The 22,256-nt window shown below is 64.0% G+C and carries 9 protein-coding genes; 4 read left to right on the top strand and 5 right to left on the bottom strand.

Annotated elements, in window-relative coordinates; genetic code table 11:
• Positions 1-10: 10 nt before the first annotated feature.
• Both ACL58G_RS24875 and ACL58G_RS24870 read right to left on the bottom strand, forming a co-directional pair.
• Positions 11-625: an HNH endonuclease gene (locus tag ACL58G_RS24875; RefSeq protein WP_440963534.1), complete on the bottom strand. Its 615-nt coding sequence runs from the start codon at positions 623-625 to the stop codon at positions 11-13.
• Complete coding sequence (locus ACL58G_RS24870) at positions 570-3,074, bottom strand: hypothetical protein (protein ID WP_440968193.1); 2,505 nt, start codon at positions 3,072-3,074, stop codon at positions 570-572. Before ACL58G_RS24870 ends, ACL58G_RS24875 begins: the two co-directional genes overlap by 56 nt.
• Here ACL58G_RS24870 and ACL58G_RS24865 point away from each other — a divergent pair.
• The 3 genes from ACL58G_RS24865 to ACL58G_RS24855 all read left to right on the top strand — a co-directional run bounded on the left by ACL58G_RS24865 (position 2,955) and on the right by ACL58G_RS24855 (position 4,591).
• Complete coding sequence (locus ACL58G_RS24865) at positions 2,955-3,356, top strand: helix-turn-helix domain-containing protein (protein ID WP_440963533.1); 402 nt, start codon at positions 2,955-2,957, stop codon at positions 3,354-3,356. The two genes, ACL58G_RS24870 and ACL58G_RS24865, sit on opposite strands and share 120 nt — an antisense overlap.
• The gene (locus ACL58G_RS24860) at positions 3,353-3,931 is read left to right on the top strand and encodes a DUF6037 family protein (RefSeq protein WP_440963532.1); all 579 of its coding nucleotides are present in this window, start codon (positions 3,353-3,355) and stop codon (positions 3,929-3,931) included. The genes ACL58G_RS24865 and ACL58G_RS24860 overlap by 4 nt, the downstream gene beginning before the upstream one ends.
• Before the next feature lie 438 nt (positions 3,932-4,369).
• Positions 4,370-4,591 carry a hypothetical protein gene (locus tag ACL58G_RS24855; protein ID WP_440963531.1) on the top strand — a complete coding sequence of 74 codons (222 nt, stop codon included), beginning with the start codon at positions 4,370-4,372 and terminating at the stop codon, positions 4,589-4,591.
• Between the two features lie 19 nt (positions 4,592-4,610).
• Here the strand turns inward: ACL58G_RS24855 and ACL58G_RS24850 are convergent, their stop codons facing one another.
• From ACL58G_RS24850 to ACL58G_RS24840, 3 genes are read right to left on the bottom strand one after another with little or no spacing between them, the layout of a single operon-like run.
• Positions 4,611-4,943 (bottom strand): hypothetical protein, encoded by a 333-nt coding sequence (locus tag ACL58G_RS24850; protein ID WP_440963530.1) that lies wholly within the window; start codon positions 4,941-4,943, stop codon positions 4,611-4,613.
• On the bottom strand, positions 4,936-6,822 hold the full coding sequence (locus tag ACL58G_RS24845) for a hypothetical protein (RefSeq protein WP_440963529.1): 1,887 nt from the start codon (positions 6,820-6,822) through the stop codon (positions 4,936-4,938). The genes ACL58G_RS24850 and ACL58G_RS24845 overlap by 8 nt, the downstream gene beginning before the upstream one ends.
• A 30-nt stretch (positions 6,823-6,852) precedes the next feature.
• Complete coding sequence (locus ACL58G_RS24840) at positions 6,853-19,893, bottom strand: DUF4214 domain-containing protein (protein ID WP_440963528.1); 13,041 nt, start codon at positions 19,891-19,893, stop codon at positions 6,853-6,855.
• A 2,141-nt stretch (positions 19,894-22,034) separates the two neighbouring features.
• Between ACL58G_RS24840 and ACL58G_RS24835 the strand changes: the two genes are divergently transcribed.
• Entirely contained in the window at positions 22,035-22,256 is a 222-nt protein-coding gene (locus ACL58G_RS24835; protein ID WP_440963527.1) for a helix-turn-helix domain-containing protein, read from the top strand.

Raw genomic sequence — 22,256 nt, 5'->3', positions numbered from 1 at the left:
GGTGTGAACATTATTGTTGACCTTTCATAATGGAAACGCCACCTCGGTGGGTAAAGCGACTATGGATAATTTTGTCGATTTCTTGCATGGTTACGCCGTTTTCGTTATGGTGCCATGTATTTGTCGGCAGTTTTGGGCCTAGTGGAGCGGTCTTGTTAGCGTTAATGAAATCAGTTGTGTGATTGGGCACCATGTCTATGTCGACAGATTGTCGCACGTATCCGCCTCCTTCAAAATCAGGGAATCCGTTCGGGTAGCGAACAACGTTACCTACTTTGTCGCTATACACCCACGTCCCATCAAGCTCGTTCCACACACTGCCACCGTTGTCTATCCATTTTTGCGGATTTGGGGAGTTCAGCGGCTTAGCACTAACTCTATCTGCGATAAGTTTATCAATATTTCCTACTGCGCCGATTTGTAGACGTGGGTTTTTAAATCCGCTCCCAGAGCCTACGAATTCTACAGCACGCATGGCGTTAGTGATGAGCGGCGCCGTCGAGGACGCTGAACGCAGCGCTGAGAGCTCCGAGAACCCCAGTCCTTGAATGCCGCTGTACGACACAAAGTCAGCGGCTTTTCCGAGTACGTATTGAGCAGTGGCCGTTTGAGGCTTGAACGTCATGCGCTGCGCGAGCTGCGATGCCGCCTCTTCGCCAAGTCGGATGCCCTCCGGAGTGAAAAATTCCGCTAGCAATGTCGGTGTAAAGCCCGTAAAGCGGAGACACAACGGCCGCAGCCGCGCCCGACGCGATTGCGAGCGGTGTCTCGATAGCGAGACCTCCAGCGGCCTCAATCAGGTCGTCTGGCCGCTCAACCGGTGGATTGACTCCGTTGACGACTACGTGAAGGCGACCGTCAGCGTCTATATAGCCGCCATCATTTGAATCCCAAGTAAGTTTCTCTTCCCGCGCTCCAGAAGTGATACGTGCCATTTCTTCGGCACGAAGCTTATCAAGCAGGCTGCGGGAGCGAGTATCGGTGAGCGTGTTGGCAACTAGTCTTTCGCCATCTCCAAGGCCATTGGCCATGGCCTCGTCGACCTGCTTGTCCATCGCCGCGAACTTCTGTTCTCGTGAGGACGAACCTTGGTACGCCAGGCTATTGCCCAACGCATTGCCAAATGCATCCGTCGCAACCCGCACAATATCGAACTTCCCACCGCGCGCGATGGCAGTCGTCGCCCCGGCCGCCATTCCGGTCGCGGTCTGCTTGAACAGGTCCTGCATGTCAAAATCCTGCAGCGCCTGGGCCGAGCGATAGCCGGCCGCGGCGCCGGCCGCCGACGCGGCCACGCTGCGCCAGCTGAACCCATTCTGCAGACCGGTTACGATGCCGACACCCTGGCTGATCGTGTTGGACAAAGCGGCGCGGCCGATGGCGCCGGCGATGTCCTTCGCGCCCAGGGCCGTACCGGCGCTCGCCGAAGCGACGCCCGCGGAGACGCCGCCGCCCACGGCCGACAGCGCCACACCTTTCCAGTTGAAGCTGTCCTGCGCACCGATGGCCATGCCAACCGCCTGGCTGGCGATCGATCCGGCCGCGCCACCAATCGCGCCCGCTGCGACGGTGCCCATTGTGCCTATCGTGCCGGTCGCTGCGCCCTGCATCACCGCCAGCCCGGCGCTCCAGGCACCGCCGCTGGCACCGAGCATGCCCGCGGCAGCCCCCGCCGTGTAGATCGTCGCCACCACGGCCACGACCACCATGACGAGCTGCCCCAGCCCCCCGCAACCACCCCTCGACTGCTGCGGCACCGGCAACGCCATTTCGGGCGTCGTGCTGCCGACGATCGCGCCGGCGTCGTACGGCTTGAAGGTGCCGGCGCCGTTGTAGGTCGCGCCCGCCTTGGCCGGGATCTTCAGCGACTGGCCCACCGTCAGCGTGCCGTTTGCCATCGTCAGGCCGTTCGCGTCCGCGATCAGATACCACAGGCGCTCGTCGCCCCAGACCGACTTGGCGATCGACGTCAGCGTCTCAGTCGCCGCTTGCACGACGTAGACGCCGACGTCGGCGTTCGAGGCCGCGCTCAAGCCTTCGTGCACGCTGCTGAACGATTCATAGGCGGCGCTGCTGTAGCCGATCATCTCGTCGTCGGCCATCAGCGTGTGGGTGCGCAGGCCGTTCTGGGTCTTTTCCAAAACGTGGCCGGCGTAGTCGCCGATCATCGAGCGCGAGTTGGCGTTGTCGACCGTGGCCACGCCGTCCTTGTAGTTGCGCGCGGTCACGGCGGTCATGGCGCCGGCGAGGTTGTATTGCATCTCGCTGGTCTTGTAGGCCGTCTCGCCGTCGTTCTGGACCTTCGTCAGGCTCGTCAGGCGCGTGTCGCGCAGCACGTCGACCGTGTTGGTGGCCGTCTGCAGCTTCGCGCCGCTGGCGCCCTGGGCGGTGTACGAGGCCAGGTAGCCCAGTTCGTTGTGGTAGTTGTACTTGACCAGGCTGCGCTGGACCCTGTCCGACTGGCCCTGCATGCGCTGCACGACGAGACGGCCGCCCGCGTCGTAGTCGTTCAGCTGCACGTCGGCGCCGTCGCGCGATTCGATCACGCGGCTGGCGCTGTCGTAGTAGCGGTAGCCGGTCTGGCCGGCGGACGTGCTGATGGTCGACAGGCGGCCCAGCGCATCGTAGCCGTACGTTTCGCCGTTGTCGATGGCGCGGTTGCCGGCCCAGTCGTACGTGATCGTGTGGGCCTCGATGGGCTTGTTGTCGAAAGACGTCCATGTGACGATGACGTCGGGCGCGATGTCCTCGTACGTCATCCCCGGCTTTTCCTTCGGGAGGTACGTCGACGTGTAGACCGGGGCGTGGTAGGTCGTGTTGACGTTGCCGGAGACCTTGGTCATGCGGTCCATGGCGTCGTATTCGTAGTTGACCTCGATGGCCTTCTTGTCGCCGATGTCGTTGGTGAAGCCGGTCGTGACCTTCTTGCGGTTGCCGAAGGCGTCGTAGTCGTAGTGGATGCGGTAGTCGGCGCCGGGGACCGACGAGGTGATGTCGGTCAGCTGGCTGCGCGCGTTGTAGCCGAGTACGTTGTCCTGCAGCGCTTGGGCCTGGCCGACGCCTCGGGCATCCATGTCCAGCAGATAAAGCGCTACGAGGCCGGTAGCGCACAGCCTACGGCCGAGGCGTTGAAGAAGCTCGCGCTGGCCCTGCACGTGAGCACGGACTTCCTGCTGTTCGAGGAAGGCGAGCGCGAACCGGACGACGACATGAAACTGCGCTTCGAGGCGATCGCGGCGATGCGGCCGGAAGAGCAGGAAGTGGCCAAGGCGGTGCTGGACGCGATCATCGTCAAGAGCCAGGTGGCCGGGGCGCTGGCTCGTGTGAACGGGCAGCCGGCGACTAAAGAAAAATGAAGTTGACCGGCCTGCAGACGCTGTACCGCAGCATGCGTGACCAAGGGATGGGACGCGTCAAGTTTCGCTACAAGCTCAATCACCTGATGTTCGAATGCCTCTTCTTCGCCGACGTCGAACCGTTCGAGCTGGTGATGGGGTGCCTCGGGCACAATTTCGCGATCTTCGTAGAGGTGCGCAGAGGTTTTGAAATCACGCCCTACATCGAGCCGAAGGCGACCTTCTATGCGCTGTGCGACGCCTTGAAGCAAGGCGGCGGCAGCCAGCACCGTTTTGATCCGACCACGTTCTTCGTCGAGTTCAACCGGCACATCCCCCAGCATGCCACACCTGACCAGGCGCCCACGCCGGACGACGTGGTACGCCATTACCCGGATATCGAGGATGCGCAGAAGCGTTTCTTCTGCGGCTGGCTGGACAACAACAAGCAGGGCAATCGGGTCTCGTTGGCGAACCTGGACAAGACGCGGCGACTACTTGGCCAGTGTGCCCATGACTTCGCGCAACGGCGAAACCAGAGCACCAGATGGACCCACATCCAGCAGGACGCAAAAACCTTTTTCATGCCCGACTGAGTTTTGCGTTTCGGTTGTACCCTTGCACCCCACGCGCAGCGGCGCCGGGGTTGGGGAATCTTTTTAGCTGCTAAAAAGAGAAAAAGCTGCGCGACTCGGCGAGCGAAGAACCTCATAATTGCACACGAACAGGGCACGGCCAGTGGCATTGCGGGCCATGCCCCGTTTTCATTTGTAATCACCTACACCATTGATTTCACGACGATTTCCCGATGCTGCGGCTTTTGACGAGCGCAGCGAGGCCCAAAGTGTAAACAGCGAATCAGCTTTGAATTCAACCACTTACGGCTAAAAAACCGCCTGCACGTTTCGTGCGTAATGTGTGTACATGACTTCGGGTGCGGGTGTCCCGCGAAACGCCGGAGTACCGCTTGCGACGACCACGAGCGCAGGCGTAGAATCTACGCATAATCCACGCATCGACGAGAGGACTCCGCCATGGCCGCCGACAACGAACCGATCCGCCTGACCTTGACCATGTCGCCGGCGCTCAACGCGAAACTGGAGCAGCTGGCGACGGCCAACTGCGCGACGAAAGCCGAGATTTTGCGGAAAGCCATCGTCCTCTACGAACTCGCCTGCCGCGCCAGTTTAAAGGACCAGCGCCTGGGCGTGTTCGACGAGGATGAGCGGCTTGTGACCGAAATCGTCGGGTTTTAAAGAAACGAGCAGATGAAAACTATGCAAAATCTGCAGCCATGCGCATTGCTGAAAACGCTACATATGCGTCAGAGGGATCTGGACTCGTTGCCTCAGGTCCGGCTAGCCAAGCGTCCAGCACATCATCATTTTGCGAGACGACAGCTTTAAGGTTTTCTTTTAGTTGGCTAGGAGTAGCCTGCAACACGTGTTCTCGCTTCCAGTCATCAGCAATTCCCCATATCTCGGCGTAAGGTATCAGCACATATAGATCATTTGGCACTTCGGCTCGATTTAGCACTACCTTCTCAGAGGCTGGAAAAGCATCGCCCCATGCTTCTTCAATTTCCTTCGCTGTCAACAATTTATTCATCTGTAAGCTTGCCTTTCATCTTGACATATTGTTCCCAATATTTTTGGCGAACTGCGTTTGGTACTTTTGCCGCATCAAACATTTTTTCCGATAGGTCGAGCATCTTCGTTTCAGGAACTTTCGACCAATCAAATGTTCCTCCCATCTCTGCACGCGCTTGCGCACGCCATGTATTGTAGACGCCGAAGGTTGCACGATGATTTGCTTCCGGCATCAAAATGGCGGGTGCAAGGTTCGGATCATAGTTCGGATAGTTCGTCTTTACCCAAGCAGACATTACGCCATGATGTGACTGCTGACCTGGACGCGGGGATGGCATGTCGCCATGGTTAGCTACAAGAAAGTTTCCTGTTGCTGATGGTTTCGGACCGTTCGGATTGATTGCTCCAATTTGTAGGCGTGGGTTTTTAAATCCGCTTCCAGAACCTACGAACTCTACATCACGCATCGCGTTAGTGATGAATGGCGCCGTCGAGGACGCTGAGCGCAGCGCTGAGAGTTCCGAGAATCCTAGCCCTTGAATCCCGCTGTACGACACGAAGTCAGCGGCTTTTCCGAGCACGTACTGAGCAGTGGCGGTTTGAGGTTTAAAGGTCATGCGCTGCACGAGCTGAGATGCCGCCTCTTCGCCAATTCGGATGCCCTCCGGAGTGCCAAACTTTCCGCTAGCGATATCTGTGTAGACCCCATAAAGTGGGGCTACAACCGAAGCAACCGTACCCGACAGGACTGCGAGTGGCGTTTCGATAGCTAGGCCACCAGCAGCCTCGATCAGGTCATCTGCACGCTCAACTGGTGGCTTTTCTCTGTCGAGCGCCATCTCGACATGAAACAGGCCATCAGCGTCTCGATAGCCGCCGACGTCGGAATCCCAAGTTAGTTTCTCTTCACGTGCTTGCGATGTGATGCGTGCCATTTCTTCGGCATGCAACTTATCGACCAAGTTGAGGGACCGAGTGTCAATGGCCGTGTTCGATACCAGTCTCTCTCCGTTTCCAAGAACGTCGGCCATAACGTCGTCGACCCGTGCGTCCATGGCTGCGAACTTCTGCTCTCGCGCGGACAAACCTTGGTACGCCAAGCTATTGCCCAGCGCATTGCCAAATGCATCCGTCGCAACCCGCACAATATCGAACTTCCCACCGCGCGCGATGGCAGTCGTCGCCCCGGCCGCCATTCCGGTCGCGGTCTGCTTGAACAGGTCCTGCATGTCAAAATCCTGCAGCGCCTGGGCCGAGCGATAGCCGGCCGCGGCGCCGGCCGCCGACGCGGCCACGCTGCGCCAGCTGAACCCATTCTGCAGACCGGTTACGATGCCGACACCCTGGCTGATCGTGTTGGACAAAGCGGCGCGGCCGATGGCGCCGGCGATGTCCTTCGCGCCCAGGGCCGTACCGGCGCTCGCCGAAGCGACGCCCGCGGAGACGCCGCCGCCCACGGCCGACAGCGCCACACCTTTCCAGTTGAAGCTGTCCTGCGCACCGATGGCCATGCCAACCGCCTGGCTGGCGATCGATCCGGCCGCGCCACCAATCGCGCCCGCTGCGACGGTGCCCATTGTGCCTATCGTGCCGGTCGCTGCGCCCTGCATCACCGCCAGTCCGGCGCTCCAGGCACCGCCGCTGGCACCGAGCATGCCCGCCGCAGCCCCCGCCGTGTAGATCGTCGCCACCACGGCCACGACCACCATGACGAGCTGCCCCAGCCCCCCGCAACCACCCCTCGACTGCTGCGGCACCGGCAACGCCATTTCGGGCGTCGTGTTGCCGACGATCGCGCCGGCGTCGTACGGCTTGAAGGTGCCGGCGCCGTTGTAGGTCGCACCGGCCTTGGCCGGGATCTTCAGCGACTGGCCCACCGTCAGCGTGCCGTTTGCCATCGTCAGGCCGTTCGCGTCCGCGATCAGATATCACAGGCGCTCGTCGCCCCAGACCGACTTGGCGATCGACGTCAGCGTGTCGGTCGCCGATTGCACGACGTAGACGCCGACGTCGGCGTTCGAGGCCGCGCTCAGGCCTTCGTGCACGCTGCTGAACGATTCATAGGCGGCGCTGCTGTAGCCGATCATCTCGTCGTCGGCCATCAGCGTGTGGGTGCGCAGGCCGTTCTGGGTCTTTTCCAAAACGTGGCCGGCGTAGTCGCCGATCATCGAGCGCGAGTTGGCGTTGTCGACCGTGGCCACGCCGTCCTTGTAGTTGCGCGCGGTCACGGCGGTCATGGCGCCGGCGAGGTTGAATTGCATCTCGCTGGTCTTGTAGGCCGTCTCGCCGTCGTTCTGGACCTTCGTCAGGCTCGTCAGGCGCGTGTCGCGCAGCACGTCGACCGTGTTGGTGGTCGTCTGCAGCTTCGCGCCGCTGGCGCCCTGGGCGGTGTACGAGGCCAGGTAGCCCAGTTCGTTGTGGTAGTTGTACTTGACCAGGCTGCGCTGGACCCTGTCCGACTGGCCCTGCATGCGCTGCACGACGAGACGGCCGCCCGCGTCGTAGTCGTTCAGCTGCACGTCGGCGCCGTCGCGCGATTCGATCACGCGGCTGGCGCTGTCGTAGTAGCGGTAGCCGGTCTGGCCGGCGGACGTGCTGATGGTCGACAGGCGGTCCAGCGCATCGTAGCCGTACGTCTCGCCGTTGTCGGTGGCGCGGTTGCCGGCCCAGTCGTACGTGATCGTGTGGGCCTCGATGGGCTTGTTGTCGAAAGACGTCCATGTGACGATGACGTCGGGCGCGATGTCCTCGTACGTCATCCCCGGCTTTTCCTTCGGGAGGTACGTCGACGTGTAGACCGGGGCGTGGTAGGTCGTGTTGACGTTGCCGGAGACCTTGGTCATGCGGTCCATCGCGTCGTATTCGTAGTTGACCTCGATGGCCTTCTTGTCGCCGATGTCGTTGGTGAAGCCGGTCGTGACCTTCTTGCGGTTGCCGAAGGCGTCGTAGTCGTAGTGGATGCGGTAGTCGGCGCCGGGGACCGACGAGGTGATGTCGGTCAGCTGGCTGCGCGCGTTGTAGCCGAGCACGTTGTCCTGCAGCGCGCGTTGCAGCAGGTTGTTGGTGCCGAGCAGCCAGGTCTGTTCGGTGATGCGGTTGCCGGCGCGGTCGTAGCTGTAGCGTACGAGCTGGTTCAGGGCAGGGGTGATGGCATCGTTGTCCCTCACCTCCACCAGATAACCGGTGCCGCCTTCGTAGCCGAAGGTGGTCTTGCGGGCCCACGTCGTGGCGCCGTTGGCGCGCCGCTCGGTCGTGGCCAGTTGTCCCGCTCCGTTATAGGTGTTGACGGTCGTGTTGCCGCCCAGGTCGACGTGCGTCAGCACGCGGCCGTAGCCATCGTACGTCCACGACTGGCGGAGCGCCGTGCCGCTGCCCGGCGCCGCCGTGCTGGCTTCGCGCTCGGCGATCTTGTTGCCGAAGGCATCGTAGGCGCGATAGGTCGTCAGGCCATTGGCATCCGTCGACTTGATGATGTTGCCGCCCACGTCGTACACCTGCGTGCCCGTGTTGACCACGCCGTACTTGTTGCCGGCGGCATCGACCGTGTAGTTGCGCGTGACCGTCCGGTGTCCCAGCTCGTCGTACGAATAGGCGTCGACGATGGAGCGGTTCGCCACGGCGGTGGCCGCGGTGGCCGTGCCGGTGCCGGCCCAGTCGTACACCGTCACCGGCGCGCTCGTGCGCGAGACGAGGTTGCCCACGCGGTCGTAGGCATAGGAGTAGGTGACCGACTGGCTGCCGGACAGGTATTGGGTGCTCGTCAGGCGCTGGCCGAACGTGTCGGTCGTGTAGAGGGTGGAGCCGCCGTCCGCACGGGTTTCCCTGATGAGCGCGCCTTTGTCGTCATAGGCGTAGTCCGTCGCATGGCTCATGGTGCCGGCCGCGTCGACGTCCGCCGTCTTGAGCAGGCGGCCCATGTTGTCGTAGCGGTTTATCACCTTCAGCACGCCGGCGCCGGTGTCGGGCAGCGCGGTGTCGAGCATCTGGTTGTTGGCGTTGTAGGTGTACGTCGTCAGCCAGTTCGGATTGCGCGCGTCGGCAACGGTTTGCACGTTGCCCCAGCGGTCGACCGTCATCCGGTTCGGCGTCGTGTGCAGCACCAGGGCACCGGTCGTTTTGCTGTCCAGTACGGTGCGGTAGCCGTCCACGTAGCGCAAGGTCGCCTTCGACAATGCGTCGGCGAGCGCCGTGTTGAACGTAGTGCTGCTCACCGCCTGGAGGTATGCCTGCAGCCCCGCGGCGCCGTCGTCCAGCGCCGTTTCGACCTTGCCCATGAGGAGTTCGCGGCCGGTCAGCACGGCCGGATCGGCACCGGTGTACGCATAGGTGCTGGCGATGAAGTCGATGACCAGGCGCGCGCGGGTCGACGTGCCATTTGCGAGTTTCGCGGTCAGGCTGTTGAGCTCGTCTGTGGTGGGCGCGCGGCCCACGGATTGCGCGAACAGCAGCCTCACGAATGTCGCGTTGTCCGCGGTCGCGGGCAGCCTTCCCTGGATCTCCCTGGAGGCCAGGATGCTGCTCGCGATGGTGTCGAGCGGCGTGCCCTGGCGCCGCTGGTCGATACCTGACAGCAGGGCTGCCGGCTCGGGGGTACGGCCCAGCAGCGTGACGTAGAGCTGGGTGATCTCGATCGCGTAGCGGGCTTCCGGCGTGAGCGCGGCCTGGGCCGCGGCGTCGTTGCGCGTCCGGATGTCGCGCATCGCCAGCGCCATGGCGTTGACGAAGGCCGCGGTACTGGGCGTCTGCGCCGCAGCCGCGGCGCTCTGGCTGACGGACGCGAGCGCGGTCGACACCCTGCCGTGGAACACGGCGGTGTCGTTGTTGAACGTGCCGATGACGAGGCTGTCGATGAAGCCCGTGGCCAGCGCGCCGCGCGTCATCGCCGGCGGGCCGGACAGTGCCTTCGTCCAGAAGGCGAGACCGGTCGCGTCCGACGCGCGCCCGCTCGTGTTCTGGTACAGCGCGTCGATGAAGGCCGAGTTCGTTTTCGCGCCGAGCGTGGCGTCGCGTCCGATCAGCGTGTCGGCGATGGCGGCGAGCGATTCGCCGTCGCGCAGCTGGATCATCGCGCTGTTCAGCTCCAGCAGTGTCGGCTGCCGGGTCGAGCCAAACAAGGTCGTGTACAGCTGGACCACGTGGATCAGGTTTTGCGTGGGCTTGTCGGTACTCTCGATCTTCTGTTCGCTGAGCAGCAGTTGCAGGTTGGCGCCCGCGAGCTGTCCTAGCGCCGCGCTCAGGTTGCTGTCCTGCGCGACGGCAGCGTCGGCCTGGGCGTCTTTGGTGCTTTCCCTGATGACCGTGTCCAGGCTCCAGGTGATGGCCGTCACGTCATAGTTCTTCGTGGCCAGGCGCGACGCGTCCATGGCCGTGATCGACGTGGCGCCCGTACGGCCGGCCAGGACGGCCTTGTCCTGGATCGCCAGCAGTCTCGCCAGTGCGGTCTGGGTGTTCTTCGCGACGTCGTTGATGGCGACCTTGTCCAGGTAGTTGGAGTTGGCCTGCCGCTGTGTCGCCGCGGCCGTGTCGTAGGTCACCTGTGCCTGCCGGACCCTGTCGAGTGCCGCTTGCGCGGTACTCGCTGCGGCGCTGTAGCCGTCGGCCAGCGATTTCGCGCGCTGGTTGTTCGGTCCGGTCACCGCGCTGAGTTCGGCGGGAAAATTGTTGCGGACGCGGTAGCTGGTCTGCCCACCCTTCAGTTCGCCCAGCGCGCTCAGGAAGAAGTTGTAGGCGGCGGCGCCCGGGTCGGTCGTCGAGGTGTTCTGTACCCACCAGGCGAGTCCCGCGGCGTCCGGCGCGCGCCACAGGAGCGTGCTGTACAGCGTCGTGTAGAACGCCGACTTGTCGGAGAGCGACAGGCCCTGACCGGCGAGCTGCTGGAGCGTCGTGCGCCCAGCGCCCAGGTCCGCAAGCAATGCCTCCACGGTTGAGTAGGCCGTGCCGCGGCCGAATGCCACCAGCAGTTCCTGCAGCGAGTCGCGATACGAGGAATTGTAGAAGTTCTGGCCGGCTCGGGCCGCAGCCACAGCCTGATCCGCATTCGTTTTCGCGGTCCATGCCGCGTTCAGTTCGTTCTGCCGGTCATTCAACGCGCTGTTCGCGCTGTTGAGTGCGGTCAGTGCGGCACTGACATCGGCCGCGGCGCCGGCGATGCCACTCGTGGTCGTGGCGGCCGTGCTGTAGGCGCGCGCGGCGTCGGCCACGCGCTGGTCGAACGACGCTCGGGTGTTGTATTCCGATTCGAGCTGCGCCGTATGGTTGACCAGACTGTCGATGATGTCCCACGCAGTCTGGCCGCGCGTCCTGACGCCGTTCTTGATGTTCGTGACCCAGCCGGCGGCGCCGGCGTCCGGTGCGCGGCCCAGGACTTGCTGGTAGATCTGCGCAATGAACTGTTCCGGTGTCGAAGCATTGGCAAAGACTCTCATGCCCTCGGCCGAGTCGATGAACTTCTGGGCGATCGATGCCGGCGTGTCGAGGTTCTTGATCAGGGCATTCGTCCAGAACGTCATGCCGGTGTAGTCCAGCGCCATGCCGCTGGCCGGACGGTTCAACACGCCGACATACAGGCGCGCCAGCGTAAGCGTGACGAGGGCGTTGGTGCCGGCCGCCGCGTTCACGGCCGCCGACTGGGCCGCGAGTGCGTCGGTGTACGCCTTCACGGCCCCCTGTGCCTTCACGGCTGCATTGAGCGCGGCGGTCGCGGCGTTGTAGGCGGTCGTGGCCTGCTGCGAGATGGCGGTCAGTGCGTTCGCGACCTGGGCGTCGAAGGTCTGCAGGCCGGCGAGGTTGTCGTCCTTCAGCGGATCGGTGTTGGCGAGTTTGCCGTTGAGGAACGTGTTCATGATGGACACGGCCACCGCCGCCCGGCTCTGGCCCGACGCCAGGCTCTTACTCCAGAAGGCCAGGCCGGCCGTATCGGGAACACGATGCAGGATCTGATTGTAGATCTGCGTGACGAACGCGTCGTTCGACAGGGTCGCGGGGTAGATGACGCCGCCCTCGGCGCTGACGAGCATGTTCTGCGCCATCTGCACGTCGGTCTGCGACATCAGTTCGCCCGCCATGTTGACGAGGCCGTTGAGGTCGAGGGGTTTGGTGGTGGTTCCCCGGTTCAGCAGGCCGACGTACAGGCGAGCCGCCGTCAGCACGTACTTGGCCATCGGGTTCGCGGCGGCCAGCGCTTCTGCATCGGCTTCGCTGCGGGTGCGGCTCGCCAACGTGAGCGCCGCCGTCGCCGCATCTGCCAGCAACTTGGCCGCGTTCTGCGCCGCTTTCGCGGTTTCCGCCGCGGCGGCGGCGGCCAGCGCGTCGCTCGCCTTGTAGGCGGTGGCGATGGCGGCGCTGGTGTCGGTGGCGGTGACCTGCGCCAGCATGGTGGCGGCCATCTGCAGGTTGTTGCCGTCCATGTACAGCGCGTACGTCATGCCGGCCGCGGTGCGGTTGTTGAACAGGTCGCGGGCAGTTTTCAGGGCCGGATCCGCGCTGGACGTCACGTCATCGATCAAGGCGATCACGGCGGCGGCACGGCCGTTGCGGGTCACTTCGCCCACCCATTGGGTCAACGCGTCCGCACCGATGGCGCTGCCGAAGGCGCGCTGGTAGATCGTACGGATGAAGTCCGCGTCGGTGCTGCCGGCGGCCGGGGCACCCGCGGCCGCCAGCATGTCTTTAGCGACACCGGCCAGCGTGGCCTGGCCCGACGCCAGGGAATCGGTCCAGAAGTCATAGCCCTTGCGGTCCGGTGCGCGGCCGAGCACTGCGACGTACAGCTGGGCCAGGCGCAGTTGCAACGCCTCCAGCGGGTGGTCCTTGACTACGAGGTTCGCCGCGGCGGCGTACGTAGCCTTGGCAAGCATCTGCGCCTTGAGCTTCAGCTTGACCTGTTCGGCTGCCGTGGCCACGGAGGCATTCGGGGCACTGCCGTCCAGCAGCGTCCGGGCGATCTGCACCTGCGTTTGCGTGTCCACGGCGCTCATGTCCATGCGGGCGAACGCCAGCGCGAGTGCGGTCTTCGCAAACGAGGTGCGGCGGTCGGCAATGGCGCCGGCGTCGGTGCCGGCGTAGCTGCCGATCCGGTCGATGAGCTTCACGGTCCAGTCGGCGAACGTCGTGCCAGCTGCGAATGCGGCCTGTGCGTCGTTCAGCTCGGCGGTGGAGGGCACGCGCCCGACCAGCGCCATATAGGCGCGGTTCACGAACTGCTCGTTGTACTGGACGGTGGTGAGCCCGGTCGCGGGCAGGATCGTGCGGAACTCCGTGCTGTTGAGGATGTTCTGCGCCGTCGTCGTCAGCGTCTGCGTGCCGCGCAGTCCCGATTCGAAGGCCGCGAAGCCCGCGGGATCCGGCGCGCGGCCGAGCAGGGCGATGTACAGGCGCGCCAGCTTCATCGAACGCAGTTCGTCGGCCGCGGCCGCTTTCGCGTCGACGAGGGCCGCGTCGGGGGCGGTCAGAGCTTGCTTCCTGAATTGCTCGGCCTTGACGGGGTCGCTGCCGCCGCCGGTCAGGTAGGCCTGGGCGACCTTCACCTGGTTGGACAGCACGCTCGCCCTTTCCGCGACGAGGTCGACGAGGACCTGGCCGTGGTCCGTCGTGCCGAACGACACCTCGTCGTACCGTGCGCTCCACGTCTTGAGCGCATCGGCGAACGCCGGCGTGTTCTCCGTGTAGCCCAACATCACGAGCACCTTGGTAAGAATCTGGGTGGTCGTCGTGCCGCCGATTACGGTCGTGACGTCCTTGTTCGCGACCATTTCGGTGGCAATCTGTGCCAGCGTGCTGCCTTCATTCAAGCGTCCCAACCAGTAGTCGAGACCATTCGGGTCAGGTACCTGTTGCTTCATTGCCAGGTACAGCTCGATCAGCTGCCCGATCTTCTTTTCGCTGGGCTGGGCCACGATCGCCAGTTCGCCCGCGTCGAGCTGGAACGACGCGCCGGAAGTGGGTTTCACCGTGATCGACAGCTCGTACGTACCCTGCGCCAGTGCGCCGGTGTTGAATACGGGATAGCCTTCGACCCACTGGACGCGCGCGGCCGACGTCCGCCAGGGCAGCGTGCCCTTGATGCGGTAGTTCACCGTGAACGTGCTGCCGACGTCGTTGCGGTCGCCGAGCACCAGCAGGCCATCCTGCTCCGGCTTGGCCGGATCGTAGGCGACGCGGATCCAGGTGTAGTCCGGCTCGCGGTGCAGGAAGAACTGGTGCGGTGCGTACGACTGGCTGACGTCCACCACGTGCCCGAGCAGGTCGTAGCGCGTGTCGACCCGCCGCACGTCGGCGCGCCCCAGCACTTCCACGGCGCTGTTCAGGCTTTTCAGGCTCGTGGCGCCGTCCGCTGCGCTGATGAAGGTGGCCGTGGCGTTGCCGCGCACGTCGTACAGCGTCGCGCGATAGACGCCGTCGCCCGCATTGGTCAGCCACGCGCGGCCGGCGTTGTCGTAGCGGGTCTCTTCCGAGCGCAGCACCTGGGTGCCGCTGGACACCGTCGTCGCCGTCACCTCGCCGAAGGCATTGTATGCGCGGTGTTCGGTCGTGTCCGGTGCGGCGCTGCCGGTCAGGACGTTGTAGTTCCCGGGCCGCACGACGTCGGTCAGGCGGCCCAGGTTGTCGTAGCGGTTCAGCTCGAACGCGGTCTGCGCATAGGGCGTGTTTTCATTGACGATGCCCCACTGCTTGGCAACGCGCCCGAACACGTCGTACGAATACCAGGTGGCGTGGCGCTCGGCATCGATGCTCGTCTTCAGGCGGCCCAGCGCATCGTACTGGTTGACGGTGACGCGGTCGCGCGCCTTGTCGTAAGGCAGGGCAGGCCGGGTGGTCTCGGCCAGACCGTCCGGGACCGAGGTGGCGTAGTCGATGCGGAACACGACGTTGCCGAAGGCGTCCAGGCGGAATTCGCTCATCGGCATCGACTGGGCGGCGTTCGCCGTCTTTTCGATCATGGCCGTGCCGGTGGTGCGGCCCAGGGCGTCGTAGTACGTGACGGTCTTGACGCCCGTGGCATCGGTCGTGCTGCGCTGGCGGCCCAGGTCGTCGTAGTTGTATGTCGTCGTGGCGTCAGTCAGCAACCCGGTGTGTCGCTCGCTCAGTTTGTTGCCGAGGTTATCGTATGTGTAGGTCGTCGTGCGGTCGGCCGCGCTCGCGGATACGGTGGCGGTGGCCGGGGTCCAGCTCGTGGTGCTCGTGGCGTATTCCTTGCGCACCAGCAGCCGGCCCGCGTAGTCATAGGAGGACGTCGTCAGGTAGCCGGTCTGCGCGTTGTCCTTATACGTTGCCCGTTCGATCCGCGCGGTCTCGTTGCCGCGCAGGTCGTAGGCGATGAGCGTCGACGCGCTCACGGTAACTTGCGCGTCGTTGGCGCCCCTGCCGTACACGTCGCGGCGGATCAGGTCGCCAAAGGCGTCGTACACGTTGGCCGTGGTACGTGCCGCTGTGCGTTGTGTCACGCCCGGCTGCATCCAGTCGTCGTTGATCGCGACGGATGGTTCCATGATCACGATCGCCTTGCCGCGCACGTCGTACTGCGTGCGGACGTATCGGTCATCCGGCGATGCCGTGAGCGGACCGTCGGGCGTCGCCACGCGCGCCGTGTGCCGCGTCACCTGTACGACATCGCCGAAGGCATTGTACGCGTACGTCGTCGCGTTCATCGATGCGTCGACGTCGCGGATCACGCGGCCGCGATTGTCATAGAATTGGTAGCTGAGATTGCCCCCGACGTCCTTGTTGACCATGGCATCGCCAAACACGTTGTAGGTCACCTCGACCGTGAGCGCGGTTGCCGCTTTCTCGGTGCGTGCACTATAGGGAGGCTTGTCGTTGGCGGCGTCGTACACCGTGGTGTCCGGCACCGTCGTACGGATCTGGCGTCCGACTAGGTCATAGGCGTAGGAGGTCACCCGGCTGGCGGTGGCGCCCGTGACGCCTTCGGCGCGCTGGGCCAGGTTGCCCAGTGTGTCGTAGGCGTAGCTCGTGGTCAGGGTGCCTTTCGTCGGCGCGACGCTGGCCCAGCCGTCGACCGGTTCGGTGGCCGGGGCGGCATAGATGTCGATGAGAGGTGTGATTTCCGAGATCAGGCGGCCGGCCGCGTCGTAGGAATAGGTCCACGTCACCGTGGCCGTCGAGGCGACGTCCGGCCGTTTCGACAGCGTCTTGCGATTGCCGAGCGCATCATACGTGTTGGTCTCGACGTACCCCAGGGCGTCGGTCGTCGTCAGCACGTTGCCCTGCGCATCGTAGGTTCGGCTCGTTGTGCGCGGCTTGACGGTGCCATTGGCCTGGGCGGCCGCGGCCGCGGCCAGGTCGGCCAGCGTGGTGGTCGTCGGAACGGCAGTCTGGAAGGCGCGGTCCACCAAGGAGCGGCCGAGGGCATCGTATTGCGTTTCCGTCAGGTAGCCGGCCGGGTCGGCCGTGAAACGGCGGCGACCCGCCGCGTCATGGTAAAAGCGGGTCGTGCGGTCGGTACTGGACGCCACGACAAGCGCTGCGACGGCGGCGACGGTCGAGTTGGCCGCCGGGGCGCTCTTCAACGGCTGCGCATAGCGGGTTTCCCTGGTCACGTTGCCGAACGCGTCGTAGTCGCGAGCCGTCACCGCAAGGGATGGATCGATTTCGTAGGCGACCTGATTGTTGAGGTTGTAAACGTATTGCGTGACGCGGTCGAGCGGGCTGGACAGCGGCACTTTGCCGTCGGGCGACGTCGTGGCATATGCAATTCGCTGGGTTACATTGCCCTTGGCATCGTAGGCAATGCCGACGTAGGCCCGCATCGCATCGACTGTGCCGACCAGTCGTCCGGCAGCATCGTAGTAGTAACGGTCGACGCGGTCCAGGGCGGCCGCCTGCAGAGTGGTGAAAAAGTTGAACTGGCGGCTATTCGTGGCGGGGGTGGCGTACTGGGTCGTGCTGGTCAACAGACCAAGTGCATTGTAGTCGTTGTTGGTCACGGCCCAGCGGACAGTGAACGCACCAGCGGCATCGACGTCCATCGATTGCGCCACCGCGGTCGTCAGTACGCGGCCGGCCTGGTCGTATCGGTAAGCCGTCATGGCGTCCGCGGTGCTCGGGGCCATGGCCAGGATGTCGGCGTCCGTCGGCGCAACGGCCGTTAGCGGCTTGCCAAACGCGGTACGCTGGCTGACGCGGCCATCGCTGTAGTACGTCAGGGCGACGATAGACCATTGATTGTCGAGCAGGCGCGTTGCGGTCGCGATCAGGCGCCCGGCGCCGTCGTACACCATGCGCTGGACCGCATCCGCAGGGTTGGCGTTGCTCGCGATCCACGTGGCGGTGCTAGCCGAGGTCGGCGCCGTCCTGTCCGCCACGGCCATGGTCGTCGCATACGACCGCCGTTCCACGACGTCGTCCGTGTCGTTGTAGCGACGCGTCTGGACCGTCCAGGCGTTGGCGCCCGATGCGGTCAACGTCGTCGTGAGCCGCCCCGCGGCATCGTAGAAATAGCGTTCGCGTGCATCCAGGGCATTGTTGGCGGGGACCAGCGTGCCGATCGTCGCCGAGGTCGCCGCGGCGGCAGCGGCCGGGGTCGCAGCGGTGGCGAACGTGGTGCGCTCGACGAGGTTGTCGTTGGCGTCGTATTTGAAGACCGTGACCGTGCCGGTCGCGTCGATCTTGCCGGTGATCCGGCCTTCGGCATCGTAGAGTGTCCGCTCGGTTGCGGCCTGCAGGATGGTCGCCGCGCCGCTGGTCCCCGCCGGGCCGACGTAATTGCCGGCACGGCTGACCGTGATCGCCTGGCCCTGGGCATCGTAGGTTGTCGTGACCACGCTGGCTGCGTCCGCATAGCTGACGACGTTGCCGCGGTTGTCGTAACCCATCGTGACGACGCTGTCGCTGCTGCTGTTGACGGGCTGGCCCGCCGTCGTCTGCGCGTGCTGGCGGATCGAGGTCACGCGGCCGAACGCGTCATAAGCGCGGCTTTCGGCATTTCCGAGCGCGTCCACCGTGTAGTTGAGGCGGCCGTCGTTGTCGAAGCCGTAGCGCGTGTTCTGCACAGCCGTGCCCAGCGCAGCGATCAGATCGGGCTGGGGCAGGCCTCCCGTCAGCGCAGCCGCCGCTTGGCTCGACAGGCGCGTCGTGTAGCGCTGGAGTACTGCGACCTGACCGAACGCATTGTATTGTCGTCCGGTCGCCTCGCCGTCGCCGTTGATCGTGTAGCGCAGCAGGCCGTCGCGGTCGTAGTAGTAATATGTGCGGTCGTCGGCCAGGGCCTGGGTCGGCGCAGGCAGCCTGGCGGCATCGCCGCCGGTGAGCGCCGCCAGAGTCGAGGCTTCGATGCGTGTGCGATAGAGGCGCTCTCCGGCCAACTCGCCGAACGCATCATAGGTGCGCTCGCTGACTTCGCCCAGCGCGTTCACCGTGTAGACCAGACGGCCGGCGGTATCGTAGAAAAACAGCGTGCGCTTGCCGTTCTTGTCGGTCGTGCTGAGTCGCCGGCCCTTGTTATCGTAGGTGTGGCGGATCGCCTTGGCGCCGGCGAAAGGCGTTTCGGTAATCAATCGGCCGAGGTCGTCGTAATCGTACTGGGCGGCGATGCCGGCTGTCCGGACCTTCGTCTTGACGTTGCCGAATTTGTCGTACGTGTACGTGGTGCTTTTGCCGGCGACGGTTCCGGCCGGATTCGTCGTGGTTTCCGTCAGCACCTGGTTCAGCGCGCTGTACGTGTACGTCGTGGCGCGCACGTCAGGATGGGTCGCCGACAGGCCCTGCTTGACCTCGGCGAGCGTGGCGGCGGCCGGGTACACCGTCGGGGTGCCGTAGCGGATCTGGCGCACGACGTTGCCGTTGCCGTCGTAAAGGTATTCGGTGACGTAGTTGTCGCCATCGACGCTCGCGACCATTCGCCCGAATCCGTCGTAGATGCGGTGCGTGCGGAGGGTGACGGTATTGTCCTTGCTGTACGAGATCGTATCGGTCAGGAGGCCGCCGCCGTTGTAGACGTATTGGGTGCGGTACCCCATCGGATCGATCTTCAAAATGACCTTGCCGTCGGCGTCGTAGCCGGTCTCCGTGACCCGGTCCTGCGCCGAGACCGTGTCTTCCGCGCTGCTCCACAGCGTGTCGCGGTCGCGCTGGTCGGCCCGCACGGCGGTCGCGCGTTCGATCGTCTTGTTCAGGCGGCCGGCGGCATCGTACAGGTTGCGGCTCAGGTAGCCTTCCGGATCGACCTCGGCGAGCAGCCGTCCGGCCGCGTCGTAATAGTGCGCGGTGCGGCGGTCGAAGGCCGTGGCGGCTGGGCGGATGCTGGCCCACGATATGGTATCGAGCAGCTTGCCGGTCGCATCGAACAGTGCACTGGTGGCGATGCGCGTGGCGTACTGGATGATCCGTCCCGGCAGCGCGTTCGAACTTGTTTGATACACATATTCCGTCATGGCGCCGTCGGGGCCGATCTCGGCCAGCTTGCGGCCGGCGTCGTCGTACAGCCAGATGGTCTGGCGGCCGGCCTGGTCGATGCTCATGCGCAGCCGGCCCGCGGCGTCGTAGACGTTACGCGTGGTCAGCGTCAGCGTGCCTTTCGACTGCGTGGTGCTCAGGAGGCGGCCGTTGCTGTCGTACACCCGCAGCGTGCTCACGCCGGACGGATCGGTCGTAGTGACGCTCGTGCCGTTGCCGGCGTAGGCGTACAGCGTCGTGCCGTTCCCGTCGACCTGCGTGAGCGGACGCCCGAATGCGTCGTAGGTCCAGGTCGTGGTGTTGAGGTTGCCATCCTTTACCGACAACAGGTTGCCCGCGAGGTCGTACGTGTAGAGCGTGGCAACCCCGCCGGGGGCGGCCGTGTTGTTCGCAGGAGCGTTCGGGAAATGCGTGCTCGTGGCGACGCGTCCGCGAAAGTAGGTGTAATCGGTCCTGCTGACCAGGCCCGTACTGACCGCGCCCTTCGACCAGAGATCGACGGCCGCTTCGGTGGGTACCTGGTTCGACTGCAGGCCCGAGACGTCGTAGGCACCGGACATGAACGTCCATTCGCGCTGCACGAGCCCGTTCTGGGTTGTAGGTGTATTCGGTGACACGGCCTTGCGGCGTGATCGCGAAACGCACTTTCCCGGCGGCGTTCAGCACGTAGCGGGTCGTGAGCGCCGGGGCGAGGAGCGGCCCGGTACCGTCCGCATCCGTGCCCACGGCGACCGATTCCGTCAACAGCTGGTTGCCGAACTGGGCGGTGGGTTTGCCCGGATCGTAGGTGGCATACGTGCGTGTAACCGTGGTGCCGTCGGCGCGCCGTTCGACGGTCCGGTTGCCGTGCGGGTCGTATTCGTACGTCGTCAGGCGGCCGGGGCCGTCCGACACCGAGATCACGTCGCCATTGTCGTTATAGCTGTAGACCAGCGTGATCGGCGTGCCGCCCGTGATCGGGGTCGTCACACGCACCAGTTGACCCCGTGCGTCGCTGACGTAGACCGTTTGGTGGCCGAGCTTGTCCAGGACCGTCGTGGTGACGCTGCCGTCGGTGGCAACGGCATACGACAGCCGGGTGCTGCGGTCGGGCGTGCCGGAATTGTCGTGTTCGACCAATTCGGCGACGCGTCCCTGGGCATCGTAGGTCACTGCCAGCGTCGAGCCGTCCGACTGGACGACTGAGCGGATCCGGTCGGAGTTGCCGTCGTAGCCGTAGGTCACTGCGTACCCGGCGCCGACGCCCGTGTTGCGGACCGTCGTCAGGCGCCCCAGCGTGTCGACCGTGTACGACGTCTTGATCGACTGGCTGCCGCTGAGTGTCTGGCGGATGTCGATCGTCGTGCTGCCGTCGGCGTTCGTCGTGTACGTGAACCCCGTGAGCTCGCTGCCGTTGCCGATCCACGTCACCCTGCCGTTGGCGTCGTAGCTGTACGTGTTGTGAATGCCTGTCTCGTCTCCCATGCCGACGAGACTTCCCCTGAGGTTGTAGCGCTCGTAGACGCCTTTCTTGTCGTCGCGCTCGCCACTCCAGAACCATTGTTGCAGGGTCTTGTCGTAACGCACCGTCTGGTAGGCGCCACCACCGTCGGTGGACGTGTAGGCATCGCGCGCGGTATCGTACGTGAACAGGGAGATGCTGCCGTCGGGCGCCATGCGGCTGAGCGTGGTGCCGCGCAGGCTCGTGGGATTGTCGGGGGTGGCAGGGAGCCCGGAGAGTTTCGCCAGGCCATCCGTCCACTGGTGGCCGAACCCGCTTCCGAAATAATTCCCCAGCGAGTTGTAAGTGCGGGTGAGGGCAAGGTCGACGCCGGTGTTGACGGTGAGACCGTCGACGTCCTGGAGTGTCAGGTTGCCGCTAGAAACGTTCAGGACGGCTTTTTCTTTCGCAGAGCCGAAGAGCGCATTGCCGAATAACCCGTTTTGTCCCAGCACACCAGCCGAACCGTTCAGCAGCCCAAAGCCTTTTCCGCCAACAATTGCAACCATGCCCACTCTCCAAAGTCTGTGCAGGACCGTTTTATCCAGTCCAAAAACAATGTATCCACGGAAAATTGCTGGAGTTTAGGAAAGTTGGGTTTGATAGGGGCGCAAGCGGAGGGCTTGGCTTGCGCCATTGATGACAATGGAGGGAAGTGTGCCATTCCGGTCGCGCCTTAGTTGAACCGTCGGAATGGTCGTGTGCGGCTCGAATCCAGGTAAGTAGTCGTCACTGCCCCAAACCGCAGTACAATCGGCGCGTCTGCAGGGCACTGCATGGTGCGTACAGGATCGTCCTGCCACGACCAGCATATGTGAGGGTACGAGTAAGGGTGAACCGTGATGCGAGTCGAGGCGAAGCCAGTAATCATGCGGGGTTTGGGAGAGAATAGGGATCCCACCGCCTCCGCCAGAGATTCAAAGAACCTGCAAAAAGTGACTTTTTCTTTTCTGGAACAGAACAGGCGAGCAGGACGCTTGTACGTCCTGCGGGGGGATTCGCCAGAACATAGTCCCTGGAAGTCATCTCGACCGCTGTTTCTCAGGTGGTACTGCCGCGCGTGCTACACTGTTGGCCTGGCCATGCACGCCGGCGGGGGTTGCAACAGCTCGTTCGGCACTTAGCAAGTTCTCTGCGATCTTAAGCAAAACACGTAAGTTTGTTCCTTTCAGCACGGCTACCAAACCTCCCGACGTCTCGACCAACACCAGAGCAAGAGCAATGCTCGTAGCGCACCGCATCAGGCTGGACCCGAACAAGTTGCCGGCGACCTACTGTGCGCGCGCGGCCGGCACGGCCCGTTTCGCCTATAACCGGGCATTGAGCGAGTGGCGGAAACAGTACGAAGCCTGCAAAACCGATCCGACGCTGCCCAAGCCTTCCGAAGCGGGTTGCGGCGTCTACTCAACAGCATCAAGCGCGAGCAGTTTCCCTGGATGCTAG

It is taken from the genome of Massilia sp. GER05, assembly GCF_052056005.1.
GTDB lineage: Bacteria > Pseudomonadota > Gammaproteobacteria > Burkholderiales > Burkholderiaceae_D > Telluria > Telluria orientalis.
This window is presented reverse-complemented; position numbering and strand designations above follow the sequence as displayed.